The sequence below is a fragment of the Micromonospora sp. S-DT3-3-22 genome (assembly GCF_015354745.1).
GTDB lineage: Bacteria > Actinomycetota > Actinomycetes > Mycobacteriales > Micromonosporaceae > Micromonospora > Micromonospora wenchangensis.
Genome location: NZ_JACGMO010000018.1, coordinates 25,045 through 39,240, shown reverse-complemented (window position 1 = coordinate 39,240; position 14,196 = coordinate 25,045). Strand labels below are relative to the sequence as shown.

The 14,196-nt window shown below is 72.8% G+C and carries 16 protein-coding genes; 8 read left to right on the top strand and 8 right to left on the bottom strand.

All coding sequences use genetic code 11. The annotated features are described in order from the left end of the window. Positions 1-176: 176 nt before the first annotated feature. Positions 177-860: a lytic polysaccharide monooxygenase gene (locus tag H1A17_RS07780; protein WP_205789086.1), complete on the top strand. Its 684-nt coding sequence runs from the start codon at positions 177-179 to the stop codon at positions 858-860. Positions 861-961: 101 nt separating this feature from the next. Here the strand turns inward: H1A17_RS07780 and H1A17_RS07775 are convergent, their stop codons facing one another. Continuing rightward, positions 962-1,495, bottom strand: a complete 534-nt coding sequence (locus H1A17_RS07775) for a PspC domain-containing protein (RefSeq protein ID WP_194821497.1) — start codon at positions 1,493-1,495, stop codon at positions 962-964. Further along, entirely contained in the window at positions 1,492-1,815 is a 324-nt protein-coding gene (locus tag H1A17_RS07770) for a PadR family transcriptional regulator (protein ID WP_205789095.1), read from the bottom strand. The genes H1A17_RS07775 and H1A17_RS07770 overlap by 4 nt, the downstream gene beginning before the upstream one ends. 164 nt (positions 1,816-1,979) lie before the next feature. Between H1A17_RS07770 and H1A17_RS07765 the strand changes: the two genes are divergently transcribed. Next, on the top strand, positions 1,980-2,780 hold the full coding sequence (locus H1A17_RS07765) for an ABC transporter ATP-binding protein (RefSeq protein ID WP_194821496.1): 801 nt from the start codon (positions 1,980-1,982) through the stop codon (positions 2,778-2,780). Positions 2,781-2,816: 36 nt separating this feature from the next. Here H1A17_RS07765 and H1A17_RS07760 read toward each other — a convergent pair whose 3' ends face one another. The 4 genes from H1A17_RS07760 to H1A17_RS07745 are packed head-to-tail and all read right to left on the bottom strand — an operon-like array spanning position 2,817 to position 6,734. Further along, complete coding sequence (locus tag H1A17_RS07760) at positions 2,817-3,629, bottom strand: ABC transporter ATP-binding protein (RefSeq protein WP_145920566.1); 813 nt, start codon at positions 3,627-3,629, stop codon at positions 2,817-2,819. Then, positions 3,626-4,660 (bottom strand): iron chelate uptake ABC transporter family permease subunit, encoded by a 1,035-nt coding sequence (locus H1A17_RS07755; protein WP_145920567.1) that lies wholly within the window; start codon positions 4,658-4,660, stop codon positions 3,626-3,628. Before H1A17_RS07755 ends, H1A17_RS07760 begins: the two co-directional genes overlap by 4 nt. Continuing rightward, positions 4,657-5,697 carry an iron ABC transporter permease gene (locus tag H1A17_RS07750; RefSeq protein ID WP_145920568.1) on the bottom strand — a complete coding sequence of 347 codons (1,041 nt, stop codon included), beginning with the start codon at positions 5,695-5,697 and terminating at the stop codon, positions 4,657-4,659. The genes H1A17_RS07755 and H1A17_RS07750 overlap by 4 nt, the downstream gene beginning before the upstream one ends. Next, on the bottom strand, positions 5,697-6,734 hold the full coding sequence (locus H1A17_RS07745) for an iron-siderophore ABC transporter substrate-binding protein (RefSeq protein WP_145920569.1): 1,038 nt from the start codon (positions 6,732-6,734) through the stop codon (positions 5,697-5,699). The genes H1A17_RS07750 and H1A17_RS07745 overlap by 1 nt, the downstream gene beginning before the upstream one ends. A gap of 99 nt (positions 6,735-6,833) precedes the next feature. Between H1A17_RS07745 and H1A17_RS07740 the strand changes: the two genes are divergently transcribed. Next, positions 6,834-8,522 carry an ABC transporter ATP-binding protein gene (locus H1A17_RS07740; protein ID WP_194821495.1) on the top strand — a complete coding sequence of 563 codons (1,689 nt, stop codon included), beginning with the start codon at positions 6,834-6,836 and terminating at the stop codon, positions 8,520-8,522. Beyond that, a complete protein-coding gene (locus H1A17_RS07735; protein ID WP_194821494.1) occupies positions 8,519-10,354 on the top strand; it encodes an ABC transporter ATP-binding protein in 1,836 nt (611 codons plus the stop codon). The genes H1A17_RS07740 and H1A17_RS07735 overlap by 4 nt, the downstream gene beginning before the upstream one ends. On the opposite strand, the gene rpsD is transcribed toward H1A17_RS07735, so the two are convergent. Then, a complete protein-coding gene (rpsD, locus tag H1A17_RS07730; protein WP_194821516.1) occupies positions 10,342-10,950 on the bottom strand; it encodes a 30S ribosomal protein S4 in 609 nt (202 codons plus the stop codon). The genes H1A17_RS07735 and rpsD overlap by 13 nt on opposite strands. A gap of 73 nt (positions 10,951-11,023) precedes the next feature. On the opposite strand from rpsD, the gene H1A17_RS07725 reads away from it, so the two are divergent. The 4 genes from H1A17_RS07725 (at position 11,024) to H1A17_RS07710 (ending at position 13,474) form a co-directional block, all read left to right on the top strand. Then, positions 11,024-11,758: a DUF2470 domain-containing protein gene (locus H1A17_RS07725; protein WP_145920572.1), complete on the top strand. Its 735-nt coding sequence runs from the start codon at positions 11,024-11,026 to the stop codon at positions 11,756-11,758. Between the two features lie 129 nt (positions 11,759-11,887). Further along, entirely contained in the window at positions 11,888-12,436 is a 549-nt protein-coding gene (locus H1A17_RS07720) for a hypothetical protein (protein WP_194821493.1), read from the top strand. Positions 12,437-12,459: 23 nt separating this feature from the next. Further along, positions 12,460-12,855 carry an Imm7 family immunity protein gene (locus H1A17_RS07715; protein WP_145920574.1) on the top strand — a complete coding sequence of 132 codons (396 nt, stop codon included), beginning with the start codon at positions 12,460-12,462 and terminating at the stop codon, positions 12,853-12,855. An 82-nt stretch (positions 12,856-12,937) separates the two neighbouring features. Then, complete coding sequence (locus H1A17_RS07710; RefSeq protein ID WP_145920575.1) at positions 12,938-13,474, top strand: ATP-binding protein; 537 nt, start codon at positions 12,938-12,940, stop codon at positions 13,472-13,474. An 11-nt stretch (positions 13,475-13,485) separates the two neighbouring features. Here H1A17_RS07710 and H1A17_RS07705 read toward each other — a convergent pair whose 3' ends face one another. Then, a complete protein-coding gene (locus H1A17_RS07705; RefSeq protein ID WP_145920576.1) occupies positions 13,486-13,953 on the bottom strand; it encodes a cellulose binding domain-containing protein in 468 nt (155 codons plus the stop codon). Positions 13,954-14,196 lie beyond the last annotated feature (243 nt).

Here is a 14,196-nt window from a genome sequence, read left to right as displayed (position 1 = left end):
CCGGTCCGTCGTGCCCGTCGCCGATCCGGTGATCTCGGACAGCTCGACCAGATCCGACACCTCGATCCAATCCGACTAAACATCGATCAACGTTGATATTTGTCGCCATAGGTGCCACAGTGGATTCGGGAGCATTCGCCTCCCGATGTCTCGTACCGACGAATGGAGGATGAACAGTGCGTTCACACCAGTCCGACCAATCCGGCGGACGTCCCCGGTCAACCGTCCGCCGGTCCCTCCAGGCGCTCGTCCTGATGTTCGCCATGGTGGTCGGTACGCTGCCCATGACCAGCCCCGCCCAGGCGCACGGGACGATCATCAACCCGGCGACCCGGGCGTACCAGTGTTGGCAGACCTGGGGCAGCCAGCACACCAACCCGGCCATGCAGCAGCAGGACCCGATGTGCTGGCAGGCGTTCCAGGCCAACCCGGACACCATGTGGAACTGGATGAGCGCGTTGCGCGACGGCCTGGCCGGCCAGTACCAGCCCAGCACCCCGGACGGGCAGCTGTGCAGCAACGCCCTGTCCCGGAACAACTCGCTGAACAGGGCCGGGGCGTGGAAGGCGACCACCGTCAGCCGCAACCTCACGGTCCAGATGTACGACCAGGCCAGCCACGGTGCGGACTTCTTCCGGGTCTACGTCACCAAGCAGGGGTTCAACCCGGCCACCCAGACGGTCGGGTGGGGCAACCTCGACCTGATCACCACGACCGGGCGGTACGCACCGGCACAGAACATCTCGTTCAACGTCTCGATCCCGTCGTCGCGTACCGGAAGCCACGTCCTGTTCTTCATCTGGAAGGCGTCGCACGCGGACCAGACCTACATGTGGTGCAGCGACATCAAGATCGCCTGATCGACGACGGAACACCCATCCGGCCCAGGGCTGCCCGCCCTGGGCCGGGTCCGTTCCCGGGTCGGGCCCCGGCCGCAGTCCCCTCCCCCGGGGCCGCCGGTTCAGGCGGGTCGGGGCGCGTCCCGTCGGCGTTCGTAGTCGGCGACCGTCGGGACGACGGGCAGCACGAACAGCAGGACGAGGTACGCCGCCGCGAGCAGCCCACCGGTGAACAGGGTCAGCAGCAGCACGACGGTACGCACCCAGTCGACGCGGAACCCGCCGTACGCCGCGAGGCCGAGGCAGACGCCGCCGGACCACCCGCCCTCGGGGATCCGGCACCAGAACCGGCCGCGCACCCCCGCCCCGACGCCGGGCGGCGCGGGGTGGGCCGGCCCCACCGGACCGAGTTCGGCCAGGATGGCGGTCATCCGGGCACCGGTCACCGGGGCAGCCCCCGGGCCCGGGAGCGTGCTCAGCCGGTCGCCGACCGCGGCCTCCAGATCGCGCACGATCTCGTCGGCGTCCGGGTCGCCGCGCAGCGCACGTCGGGCGTCGTCGAGGTACCGGCGCAGGGCGTCGTACGCCTCGCGGGTGGCGGGATAGGCCGCGGTGTGCCCGGTGAGGCGGATGGCGGTGGAATCGTCCATGGTCATCGTCCAACCGAATCGATCATGCGGGTCAGGTCGTCCCAGTGCTCCCGGAACGCGGCGAGCTGCCGCCTGCCGGCGTCGGTGAGCAGGACGTACTTGCGGGGCGGCCCGGACGGCGACTCCCGCCACTCGTGGTGCACCAGCCCGTCCCGCCGGAGTTTGCTCAGCAGCGGGTACAGCGTGCCCTCCTGGGCGGGGAAGTTCACCTCCCGCAACGCGGCGAGGATCTCCGCCGCGTACCGCTGGCGGGACTCGACGGCGGCGAGCACGAGCGGTTCGAGCAGGCCGCGCCGTAACGCGACGAGCATCGGGTCGGCCTGCATGCCACTACCTTGCCACAGCAAGGTACCTGTCGCAACATGGAATGCACGGGCCGGGCCGGGTGCGCGGAGGGGCCGTCCCACCCCGGGAGATTCGACCGGGGTGACGCCGGAGCTGTTGTTACGGTGTCCCGCATGCTGCCCGACCGCTGCCGCAGGGTGTCCCCGTGACCGCGCCGCCGGTGCTGCGCGTGACGGACGCGGCCGTCGTCCGCGACGGCAGACCGATCCTGTCCGAGGTCTCCCTGACGGTACGGGCCGGCGAGCACTGGGCGCTGCTCGGTGCCAACGGGGCGGGCAAGAGCACGCTGCTCAGCCTCCTCGGGGCGGTCACCCATCCCACCCGGGGCACCGTCGAGGTGCTGGGTCACCGGCTGGGCCGGGTCGACCTGCGGGAACTGCGGTCCTCCGTCGGCCACGTCAATCCCCGGCACGACCCGGGTGCGCCGCTCACCGTGCGCGACGTCGTGCTGACCGGGCTGACCAACACCAACGACCGGATTCCCCGGTGGGCGCCGACACCGGAGCAGACCGCCGAGGCCGACCGGCTGATCGGCCTGCTCGGCCTCGGCGAGCGGCACGGGGCGCGGTGGCCCACCCTGTCGCAGGGGGAACGGGGCCGCACGCTCATCGCCCGCGCGTTGATGCCCAGGCCCCGGCTGCTGCTGCTCGACGAGCCCGCGACCGGCCTCGACGTGGCCGGCCGGGAACAGCTCATCGAACGGCTCGACGCGCTGCACCACACCTACCCGCAGCTCGCGTCCGTCCTGGTCACCCACCACCTGGAGGAGCTTCCTCCCGGGACGACCCACGTCATGCTGCTGCGGGACGGCCGCCCGCTGGCGTCGGGACCCGCCGACGAGGTCCTCACCAGCGACCAGGTCAGCAAGTGCTTCGACCATCCCGTCCGCCTCACCCGCACGGACGGGCGGTGGAGCGTTCGGGCGGGCCGGCCGGCCCGACGGTGAGCTGAGCCGGTGGGCGTTCGCCGGCCACCGACCGGGCTAGGCGCGGCCGGCCGAGACGTGGTGGCGGCCGATCGGCAGCATCAGCGGCCGGCCGGAGACCGGATCGACGATGACCCGGCTGTCCAGGCCGAAGACGGCCCGTACGCAGTCCTCGGTCAGCACCTCGGCCGGCGGTCCGGCGGCGTGCAGGCCACCGTCGGCGAGCGCGATGAGGTGGCCCGCGTAGCGGGCCGCCAGGTTCAGGTCGTGCAGCACCATCACGATGGTGGTGCCGCGCGTGGCGTTCAGGTCGGTGAGCAGGTCCAGCACCTCGACCTGGTGGCTGACGTCGAGGAAGGTGGTCGGCTCGTCGAGCAGCAGCAGCTCGGTCTGCTGAGCCAGCGCCATCGCGATCCACACCCGTTGGCGCTGGCCGCCGGAAAGCTCGTCGACCGACCGGTCGGCCAGGTCGGCGGTGTGGGTGGCGTCGAGGGCGGCGGCGACCGCGCGGTCGTCGTCCCTGCTCCAGCGGGACAGCAGCCGCTGGTGCGGGTTGCGGCCCCGGCCGACCAGGTCGGCCACGGTGATGCCCTCCGGGGCGATCGGCGACTGGGGCAGCAGGCCGAGGGTGCGGGCCAGTTCCTTGGCCGGCATCCGGTGCACCTCCCGGCCGTCGAGCATGACGTGACCGGTGCGCGGGGCGAGCAGCCGCGACATGGACCGCAGCAGGGTCGACTTCCCGCACGCGTTGGCGCCGACGATCGCGGTGATCCGGCCGGGCGGGACGAGCAGGTCGAGCGATTCGATGACGACGCGGTCGCCGTAGCCGACGGTCAGTTTCCGGGTCGTCAGTGCGTGGTCGGTGGTCACAGCGAGCCTCCGGCGCGGTTCGTGCGGACGAGCAGGTAGATGAGGTACGGGGCGCCGAGCACCCCGGTGATCACGCCCACCGGGAAGCGGATGTCGAAGGCGAACTGGCCGAGAAAGTCGGCGACCAGCACCAGCAGCGCGCCGACGAGGGCGGACGGCACCAGCGGTGAGCCGCCGGCCCCGACGAGCCGGGCGGCGATCGGCCCGGCCAGGAAGGCCACGAACGCGATCGGCCCGGTGGCCGAGGTGGCGAACGCGATCAGGCCGACGGCCGCGACGATCGAGACCAGCCGGGTACGTTCCAGCCGGGTGCCGAGCGCCGCGGCGGTGTCGTCGCCGAGTTGCAGCATGGTCAGGCTGCGGGCCCGGCTCAGCAGCACCGGGCCGAACAGGGCCAGCGCGGCCAGCACCGGCACCGTCTCGTCCCAGGTGGAGCCGTTGAGGCTGCCGTTGAGCCAGCGGGTCGCCGCCTGCAGGTCCCACTGGCCGGCCTGGTTGAGGATGTACGAGGTGGCGCTGTTGAGCATGGCGGCGATGCCGATGCCGATCAGCACCAGCCGGGTGCCGGCCACCCCGTCCTTGAATGACAGCAGGTAGATGAGCACGGCGACGCCGAGCGCGGCGACGATGGCGAAGACCGCGACGCCGGTCTCGCCGAGGCCGAGCACGATGATGGCGAAGGCCGCGGCGGCGCTCGCCGCCGAGCTGATGCCGATGATGTCGGGGCTGGCGAGCGGGTTGCGCATCATGGTCTGGAAGGTGACCCCGCCCATGCCGAAGCAGAGCCCGGTCGCCAGGGCGAGGACCGTGCGGGGCAGCCGGAGTTCACCCACGGTGAACGAGGCGCCGGGCACGGTCTCGCCGAGGATCACCCGCAGCACGTCGCCGGCCGGGTAGAAGGTCCGTCCGACCATCAGCGAGACGACGACCATGGCGGCCACCGCCAGGGTGAGGGCGGCGAGCACGGCGCGGCGTCGTCGGTTGCGCCGGACCCGGCCGCGGGTGACGGCCGCCAGGGTCGTGGTGCTCACAGTTCGCGTACCTTCTGCCGGCGGACGATGTAGATGAAGAAGGGCGCGCCGATCAGGGCGGTGATGATGCCGGCCTCGATCTCGTCGGGGCGGTTGACCACCCGTCCGGCGACGTCCGCGACGGTCAGCAGTGCCGCGCCGACCAGGGTCACGAACGGCAGCAGCCAGCGGTGGTCGAGTCCGACGAGCAGCCGGCACAGGTGCGGCACGATCAGGCCGACGAAGGCGATCGGTCCGGCGACCGCGGTGGCCGCGCCGCAGAGCACCACCGCACCGGCGGCGGCGATCCCCCGCACGAGGGCGACGCGTTCGCCGAGGCCGGCGGCGAGTTCGTCGCCGAGCGCGAGGGAGTTCAGTGCCCGGGCGCACAGCAGGCAGACGGCCAGCCCGGCGAGCAGGAACGGCAGGACCTGGCCGATGCTGTCCCAGCTGGCCCCGCCGACGCCGCCGACCTGCCAGGACTGGAAGTTCTCGGCGATGTCGCCGCGGGGCAGCACGACCGCGGCCACCAGCGACGCGAGGGCGGCGGAGGTGGCCGCCCCGGCCAGGGCGATCTTGAGCGGGGTCGCGCCGCCGCGACCGAGCGAGCCGACCGCGTAGACGAACAGCGAGGACACCGCCGCGCCGGCGATGGCGACCCAGATGTACGCGGTGGCGGTGTACAGGCCGACGGTGGCCATGCCGACCGCGATGGCCAGCATCGCGCCCATGTTCACCCCGAGGATGCCCGGGTCGGCGAGCGGGTTGCGGGTGACGCCCTGCATCACGGCGCCGGACAGGGCAAGGGCCGCGCCGACGAGGGCCGCGAGCACCGTACGGGGCAGGCGTTTGACCACGGCCGCCTGGTCGAGGGTGTCCTGGGTGCCGCCGAGCGCGGCGGTGATGTCGGCCCAGCCGACGATCCGGGAGCCGAAGGCCACCGACGCGACCAGGGTGAGGGCCAGTGCGCCGAGGACGACCAGGAGCCAGGTCAGCCGCGTCGGGGCCGGGCGTCGCCGCAGGGCGACGTCCGGCCCGGATGTCGTCAGACCGGTCATCAGAGCTTGTCGGCGGCTTTGCCGAGCAGGTCGACGTAGTCCTTGAGGACGTACGAGACGCCGAGCGGCGTCGGGTTGGCGGCGGTGGCGACGGGGGTGCTGCCGGGCAGGGAGACGAAGGAGCCGCGCTTGATCGCGGGGATCTTGGACAGCAGCGGGTCCTTCTGGAGGGTGGCCAGGGTGGTGCCGTCGGCGTCGCCGTAGGTCACGATGATGTCCACGTCGCTGAGGTTCTGCACCTGCTCGGCGCTCTGGGTGAGGCTGAACTCCTTGGTCGTCGCGGAGGCCTTCGCGATGCTCTCCGGGTGGGTCATGCCGAGGTCGGTGAAGAACTGGGCCCGGGTGTCGTTCGTGGTGTAGAAGCTGATCTTGCTGAGGTCGGTCGGGTCGAGGTGGGTCAGGAACATCGCCGAACGGCCGGCCAGCTTCGGGTAGCGCGCCGCCTCGTCCTTCATCTGCTGCTCGATCTTCGCGATCAACGCGTCGCCCTCGGCGGCCAGGCCGAGGGCCTTGCTCTCCAGCTTGATGCTGTCGCGCCAGGAGGTGGCCCAGGGCGCCTGCGGGTACGCGACGACCGGCGCGATCTTGGTCAGGGTGTCGTAGTCCTGCTTGGTCAGGCCGGAGTAGGCGGCCAGGATGACGTCCGGCCTGGTGTTCGCCACCGCCTCGAAGTCGATGCCGTCGGTCTCGTCGAACAGCACCGGGGTCGACGCGTCGAGTTCCTTGAGCCGTGCGGCGTCCCAGGGCAGCAGGCCGTCGCCGTCCTCGTCACCGAAGTTGGCCTTGGCGTAGCCGACCGGGACGACGCCCAGGGCGAGGGGCACCTCGTGGTTGGCCCAGTTGACGGTGGCGACCCGCTCGGGCTTCTTCGCGATCGTGGTGGTGCCCAGCGCGTGGGTGACGGTCAGCGGGAAGGTCGCCGCCGCCGACCCGGACGCGGCGGGCTCCTCGTCGGTGCCGGCGGACCCGCCGCAGGCGGCGAGGGCGAGCGTGGTGGTGGCCGCGACGATTCCGGCGAGCAACCGGGAGGGGCGCATACGGAGTACTCCAACTCACATAGTAAGGACAGGCTTACCTAAAACTTGATCGGTAAAGTACTCCACGTTCCTGAGCCGTTGACCAGGGGGTTCTACGTAGTGAGCAAGGTCAGTACCGGCGTCGCCGTCCTGCGCCGGGCGGTCGCCCGCAACGGGCGACGCCTCTGGACCGGAACGGCGTTGGCCGGCGTCTACCAGCTCTGCGCAGCCCTGGTGCCGATCCTCATCGGCGTCATCGTCGACCGGGCCGTCGCCACCGGCGAGCTGACCGCGCTGCTCGGCTGGACCACGACCCTGGCCGTGGTCTATCTCGTCCTGGTCGTGACGTACCGCTTCGGCGCGCGGCACCTGCAACGGGCCATCGCCGAGGAGGGCCACCAACTGCGGGTCGAACTGGCGGCGAAGATCCTCCACCCGCGCGTGCTCCGCACCGGGCGGCACACCGGCGACCTGCTCGCGGTCACCACCACCGATGCCGAGTACACCTCCTACCTGCTCGACCACATTCCACGGATCACCAGCGCGCTGGTGGCGGTCACGGTCAGCGCGGTCGCGCTGCTGCTGATCTCCACGCCACTCGGGCTGACCGTGCTGATCGCCATCCCGGCCGTGCTGGCGGTCCTCACCCTCACCGCCCCACTGATCGCCAGGCGCGTCAAGGACCAGCAGGACCAGGCCGGTCGGGCCACCGCGCTCGCCACGGACCTGGTCACCGGGTTGCGCCCGCTGCGCGGCATCGGCGCGCAGGACGCCGGGGTGCAGCGGTACCGCCGGGTGAGCCGGCACAGCCTGGCGGCCATGCTGCGCGCCTCCCGGACCCAGAACGCCTACCTGGGCGCGTCCACCATGCTGAGCAGCCTGCTGGCCGGAGGCATCGCGCTCATGGCGGGCTGGTTCGCGCTGACCGGCCGCATCACCGTCGGCCAGTTCATCACGGTGATCGGCTCCGCGCAGTTCCTCGTCGAACCGTTCGGCGTGCTCGCGGTCGTACCCGGCTGGACGGCTGCCGCCCGCGCGGCGGCGGACCGGGTCGCCGCCGTCCTGCGGGCCGACGTGGTCCTGCCGCCCGGCGCCGCCGCGCCCGACGGCTGCGAGCTGCGCCTGACCGACGTGACGTACGGCCCGCTGGCCGGTCTGCACCTGCACGTCCGCACCGGGGAGTTCGTCGGCGTGGTGGCCCGCCGGCCGGCGGACGCCGAGGCGCTGGCGCGGCTGCTGGCGGTGCCCGACGGCCACGTGGGTGACATTCTGCTCGGCGGCGAACGGCTGGAGACCGTGGACCGGAGCCGGGCGCGCCACCTGCTGCACAGCGAACCGCACCGCACCGACCTGTTCACCGGCACCCTCGCCACGAACGTCGCCCTGCACGACGACGACGGCGGACGGCTGGACGAGGCCCTGCGCGCCGCGGCCGCCGACGAGGTGGCGCACCTGCATCCGGAGGGCCTGCGGATGCAGGTCACCGAACGCGGCGCGAACCTCTCCGGCGGCCAGCGGCAACGCGTCGCGCTCGCCCGCGCGCTGCTCGCCGGACCGCCGCTGCTGGTCCTGCACGACCCGACCACCGCCGTCGACGCGGTCACCGAACAGGCCGTCGCCGACGGCATCCGTACGCTGCGGCACGGGTCGGGCGGCGGTTACGGCACCGTCGTCATCACCAGCAGTCCGACGTTGCTCGCCGCCACCGACCGGGTCGTGTTCATCGCCGACGGCGTCGTCGCCGCCGAGGGCACGCACGCCGAACTCGTCACCCACGACGACAACTACCGCCGGGCGGTGCTGCGGTGACGTCCCCGATCCTGCCCGTGGCCAGCCCGCGCGAGAGCAGGGCGTGGCTCGGCGCGCAACTACGGGCTCGCCGGGGCGTCGCCTTCGGCACACTGGTCGTCGGGCTGCTCGCCGCCGCCACCGCGATCGTTCCCGCCTACGCCTTCGGCCTGCTGGTCGACCGGGTCCGCGCCGGGGGCGGCACCGAGGTGCCCGTTCCGGTCGCCGTGCTCATCGTGACCGCCGCGGTCGTCGGTGGCCTGGCCACCGGCGTCAGCGCCCACCTGATCCGCCGGTTGGGCGGACACCTCCTCGCCGACCTGCGCGAACGCACCCTGGACGTCGCGCTGCGGCTGCCCGTGGCGGTGCTCGACCGGACGGGCCGGGGCGACCTGGTCTCGCGGGTCGGCGCGGACGTCAGCGCCATCGACCGGGCCGTCACCGAGGTCCTGCCCACCCTGGTCTCGGCCCTGCTGCTGGCCGCGATCAGCCTCGGCACGATCGTCGGCATCGACTGGCGGCTCGGGCTTGCCGGCGCGGTCGCCGTCCCGCTCTACGTGCTCGCTTCGCGGTGGTACCTCCCCCGGGCCGCGCCGGCCTACGCGGCCGAGCGGGTCGCCATCGCGCAGCGGTCCCAGCAGTTCGTCGAGAGCGTGCAGGGCATCCCCACGGTGCACGCCTACCGGCTGGAGGACCGCCACCTCGGCGGCATCGCGGCGGCCTCCGCCCACGCCCGGGACCTCTCGACGAGCGTGTTCGCCCTCTACACCCGGTTCGTGGGACGGATCAACGGGGCGGAGCTGGCCGGGCTCGGCGCGGTGCTGGTGGTGGGGTTCCTGCTCGTACGCCGGGAAGCCGTCACCCTCGGTGAGGTGTCGGCGGCCGCGTTGCTGCTGCACCGGCTGTTCGGCCCGGTCCTGCAACTGATGGTCACCTTCGACAAGGCCCAGGACGCGGGGGCGAGCCTGGCCCGCCTCGTCGGGGTGCTCGGCACGGACCCGGACCGTCGCGCGGGCGGCACCGCGCCGTCGACGCACGACCTCGTCCTGACCGACGTCGGTTTCAGCTACGACGGGGCCACGCCGGTGCTGCGCGACGTCTCCCTGCGGGTCGGATCGGGCCGGGTGGTCGCGCTGGTCGGTTCCACCGGCGCCGGGAAGACCACCGTCGCGTCGATCGCCGCCGGGATCCTGCGACCCGGGCACGGGACGGCCACCCTGGGCGGCGTTCCCGTCTCCGAGCTGCCCGCCCGGACGATCGCCCTGGTCAGTCAGGAGACCCACGTGTTCGCCGGCCGGCTCGGTGAGGACCTGCTGCTGGCCCGGCCGCAGGCGTCGCCGGACGAACTCACCGCCGCCCTGGACCGCGTCGGTGCCCTGTCCTGGGCGCTCACCCTCCCCGACGGGTTGGACACCGTGGTCGGCGAGGGCGGCCACCCGCTGACCGCGGCGCAGGCGCAGCAGTTGGCGCTCGCCCGGGTGGTGCTGCTCGACCCGGCGGTCGTGGTGCTGGACGAGGCGACCGCGGAAGCCGGCAGCGCGGGTGCGCGCGATCTCGAACAGGCCGCCGCCGCGGCGTTGGCGGGACGCACCGCGCTGGTCGTCGCCCACCGCCTCACCCAGGCCGTGACCGCGGACCAGATCATCGTCATGGAACACGGCGAGATCGTCGAGAGTGGCCCGCACGCCGAGCTGATCGGGGCGGGCGGCAGCTACGCCCGGCTGTGGGCGGCGTGGACCGCCCGGGCCGACGACGACGCCCCGGGGTCCCCGGTGGTCGGCGGCGACCCGTCGGTGCCGCAGCGGCGGCACGCGCGGTGGACCGGGCCGCCGCTGACCGCTCAGCGGGAGTAGAACTCCACCACGAGCTGCTCGTCGCAGATCACCGGAACCTCGTCCCGGGCGGGCTCGCGCAGCAGGGTGACGCGCAGCCCGCTCAGCTCCACCGACAGGTACGGCCGGGGGCGGTCGTCGGCGTGCGCGCCGGCGGCGGCGAGCTGGAACGGCGGCAGGGCCCGGCTGCGTTCGCGCACCGCGACCACCTGGCCGGGCCGCAGCCGGTACGAGGGCCGGTCGACCTTGTGTCCGTCGACGCTGAAGTGGCCGTGCCCGACGAGCTGACGTGCCTGGTAGATGCTGCGGGCCAGCCCGGCCCGCAACACCACCGCGTCGAGTCGCCGTTCCAGGAGCGCGACCAGCGACTCGCCGGTCTTCCCGACGCCCCGGGCGGCCTCGTCGAACGTCCGGCGCAGTTGGGCCTCGCTGACGTTGTACTGGTGGCGCAGCCGCTGCTTCTCCAGCAGCCGCACCTGGTAGTCGGAGGTCTTGCGCCGGTTGCGGCCGTGCACGCCCGGCGGGTAGGGGCGCCGCTCGAAGTACCGCACGCACTTGCGGGTCAGCGGGATGCCGAGAGCACGGGAGAGCCGGGCCTTGGGGCGGGGGTGGTTCACGTTCGACGTCTCCGATCGCATGGTCTAGCCTGCTAGTTAGGTAAGGCTAACCTACATTGAGGAGATCGGGATCATGCGACCCAGCCCGGCGGAGATCGTGCGCACCCTCGTCGCGGGCCGACTGCCCGCCCTCGCCCACCTGGCCCGCGTTCCCGGCCCGCAGCAGGTCCGGCACGCCACCGACCCGCAGGGCCGGGTGCTGCTGCTGGTGCCCGCGCCCGGCGACCTCGCCACGGCGCTCACCCCGCCCACCGGGGACACCGACGTCGCCACGGTCCTCGACGTGCTCGACCTGCCGCCCACCGCCGGCGCACCGTCGCTCGGCCGGGCCTGGCTGTCCGGCTGGGCCGAACCCCTCGACGGCGACGGGGCGCGACAGGCCGCAGTGGACTTCGCCGCCACCCGACCGACAGGCGACCTGCTCGACGTGGGCAGCCGGTTCCTGCTGCACCGGTTCGCGGTGACCGAGGTCCGCTGGGAACGTGCCGGCGCGACGCGACGGATCGACCCGCAGGCGTACGCGCAGGCCGAACCCGACCCGTTGCACGCGGCCGAGGCGGACCTGGTGGCCGACCTCGCCGACCACCACGCCGAGCAGGTCGCGGCCCACCTGCGCCGGCAGTTGAAGCTGCCCGGGACCGAGTCGCCCCGGGTGGTCCGGATCGACCGGTACGGCCTGCTCGTCGCCCACGGCCGGCCCGGCGCCCTCCGCCGGACCCGGGTGGGCTTCGCGCAACCCGTCGCCGACGTCGACGAGCTGTCCCGGCTGCTGCACCCGATGCTCTGCCCCCGGCAGGCCGCCGCCTGAGCCGGACGCGGACCACTCCCCCGATCCGGGGTCCCGACCGTCCGGGTCAACCGGTTCCGGACGACGGCCGACGCGGTGGATCGACGGATCCGGGTTTCGCCGGTTGCCGGTTACGGGTAGCGGGTGGCCGTGAACCGCGATCTCGCCACGGCGTTGCAGGCGGCCTGGGGCCTGCCGGAGTTCCGCGACGGGGTGCGCCACGTCGTCGACCTCGACGAGGTGGCGCTGCTGCTGGCCGCGCTGTCCGTCCCGGAGCATGACCGCGAGGTGGAACGCAGCCTGCTGCGGCTGCTGCGGTCCAGCCTGGACACGACCGAGATCCGGGAGGCGGTGTTGCTGCTGCTGGAACGCGACGAGGTACGCCGGCCGCTCCTCGCGGCGGTGGTGCGACCGCGTGCCGACCGGCCGGGTCAGGCCGCCGCCATCACCTCGGCGGCCGAGGACCCCGGGGTGCGGCGCGAGGTACGCGCCGTGCTGGACGACGCCCGGGTGCGCGCACTGGTCTGGCAGGCGGTCGAGAGCCAGGTGGACGCCGACCGGGTCGGCCTGGTCCGCCGCGCCGCCGTGCTGTTCATCCGACACCCGAGCGTTCCCCGCCTCGCCTGGGCCCTGCGCCGCCACGGCGTCCTACGCGAACTGCGTCGTACCGCCGCGTCGGGCGATGACGCAGCGGCCTGACGAGCCGGTCCTACACTTCTGCCATGTTCGAGTACCACGGGTGGATCACCCTCCGCCCGACAGCCGACGCGGTCGACGACGAACCACCCCTGCGCCTCGACGAAGTCCAGGATCTGATCACCGGGTACACCGGTCTCGGACTGGTGGATCTCCGCCCGGTCAACGGCGCGTACCACGTCCATCTCGGTGGGTTCCGCAACCACCGGGGCGCCCGGGACGCCGACGTCATCGAGCTGTTCACCAGGATCGGTCGCCTCGCCCCGGGGTCCTACGGGCTGCTGCACGTCCACGACGACGAGGACCCCGGGCACGAACTGGCCTTCCGGGTCTACCGGCTGGTCCGAGGAGCCGTCACCGAACACGCCGACCAGCTTCTGTCGCCGGTGATCCCCACCCTCGAAGACGAGTACGTCATCTGACCATGGCAGGGTCCGTCGCCCGCGATCGCGAGCGGCGTGCGCGAAGGTGGGCGATGCCGGGGCATCCGGCCAGGGGGTGACGATGGGGCAACCGACACTGTTCCTGACCGTGGGACTCCCCTGCACCGGGAAGACCACGACGGCACGGCGTATCGAGACCGAGCACAGTGCGCTTCGTCTGACGAAGGACGAGTGGGTGAAGGCGCTCTACGGACCCGGGAATCCTCCCCTGCCGGGGGCCGTGATCGAGGGGCGGCTCATCCAGATCGGGCTGCGCGCTCTCGAACTCGGCACCAACGTCGTGCTCGACTACGGCCTGTGGAGCCGCGACGAGCGTTCCGCCCTGCGCCGGGCCGCAGTGGACCTGGGCGCGAGGGTGGAGCTGCACTACTGCGCGCTCACCCCGTCCGAGCAGCGCAGACGGCGTGACCAACGCCAGGCTGACGCACCGCACACGACCTGGCCGATGTCCGACGGGGAACTCGCCGAGTGGGCCGCCTGCCTCGACGTTCCCACGCCGGGCGAGCTCGACGGCAGCGAGCCCATCGACGGTCCGCCGCCGGGATTCACGACGTGGGAGCAGTGGCGCCGACACCGCTGGCCGCCGTCGGTCCACTGACCCCGGCCGGCTCAGCTCAGCGCGCAGGGCGTCCCGTTGAGGGTGAACGCGGACGGGCTGCCGGTGTCGCCGGTGTGGTCGGCCACGAACCCGATGGCGATCGAGGCGCCCGGCCCGATGGTGACGTGGTCGTCCAGGCCACGGGCCGTGACGGTGCCGCTGGACGGCGAGTACACCGCGTTCCAGCCGGTGGTGATGCGTTGCCCGGTGGGCAGCGGGAACGTCAACCGCCAGGAGGTGATCGTGGTGACGCCGGTGTTGGTGACGGTGATGCTGCTGGTCAGGTAGGTGTCCCAGGTGTAGACCGAATACCGGACGGTGCAGGCGGCCCCGCTGGGCGGCGGGCTGCTCGGCACGGCGGTGCCGGAGGGCGGGGTCGTGCCGGCCGAGGCCGCGGTGGGTGCGCTGACGGCGTCGAGGGCGGCGGCCAGCGTCACGACCGCCGCGGCGGCACCGAGAAGGCTGCTTGTCAGTCTCATGGCGGCTGTGGTTTCTCCGGGGACGGCGCACGGCTGCGCGGCGGAGCGAGGGATGCCGGACGGCACCGGGTGTCGGTGACCCTCGCGGGCACCAATGCTAATCGACTTTCTTCGATCAGGTGACAGTCCGGGAAGCCGTCGCGCGCATCGATGGTTGTCTTTTTTGCCGGTCCTGGCGTCATCTGACGGCGGACCCCACGACGGTATTTCCCGGCACGTTCACGGCTCTTCAACGACGTCATC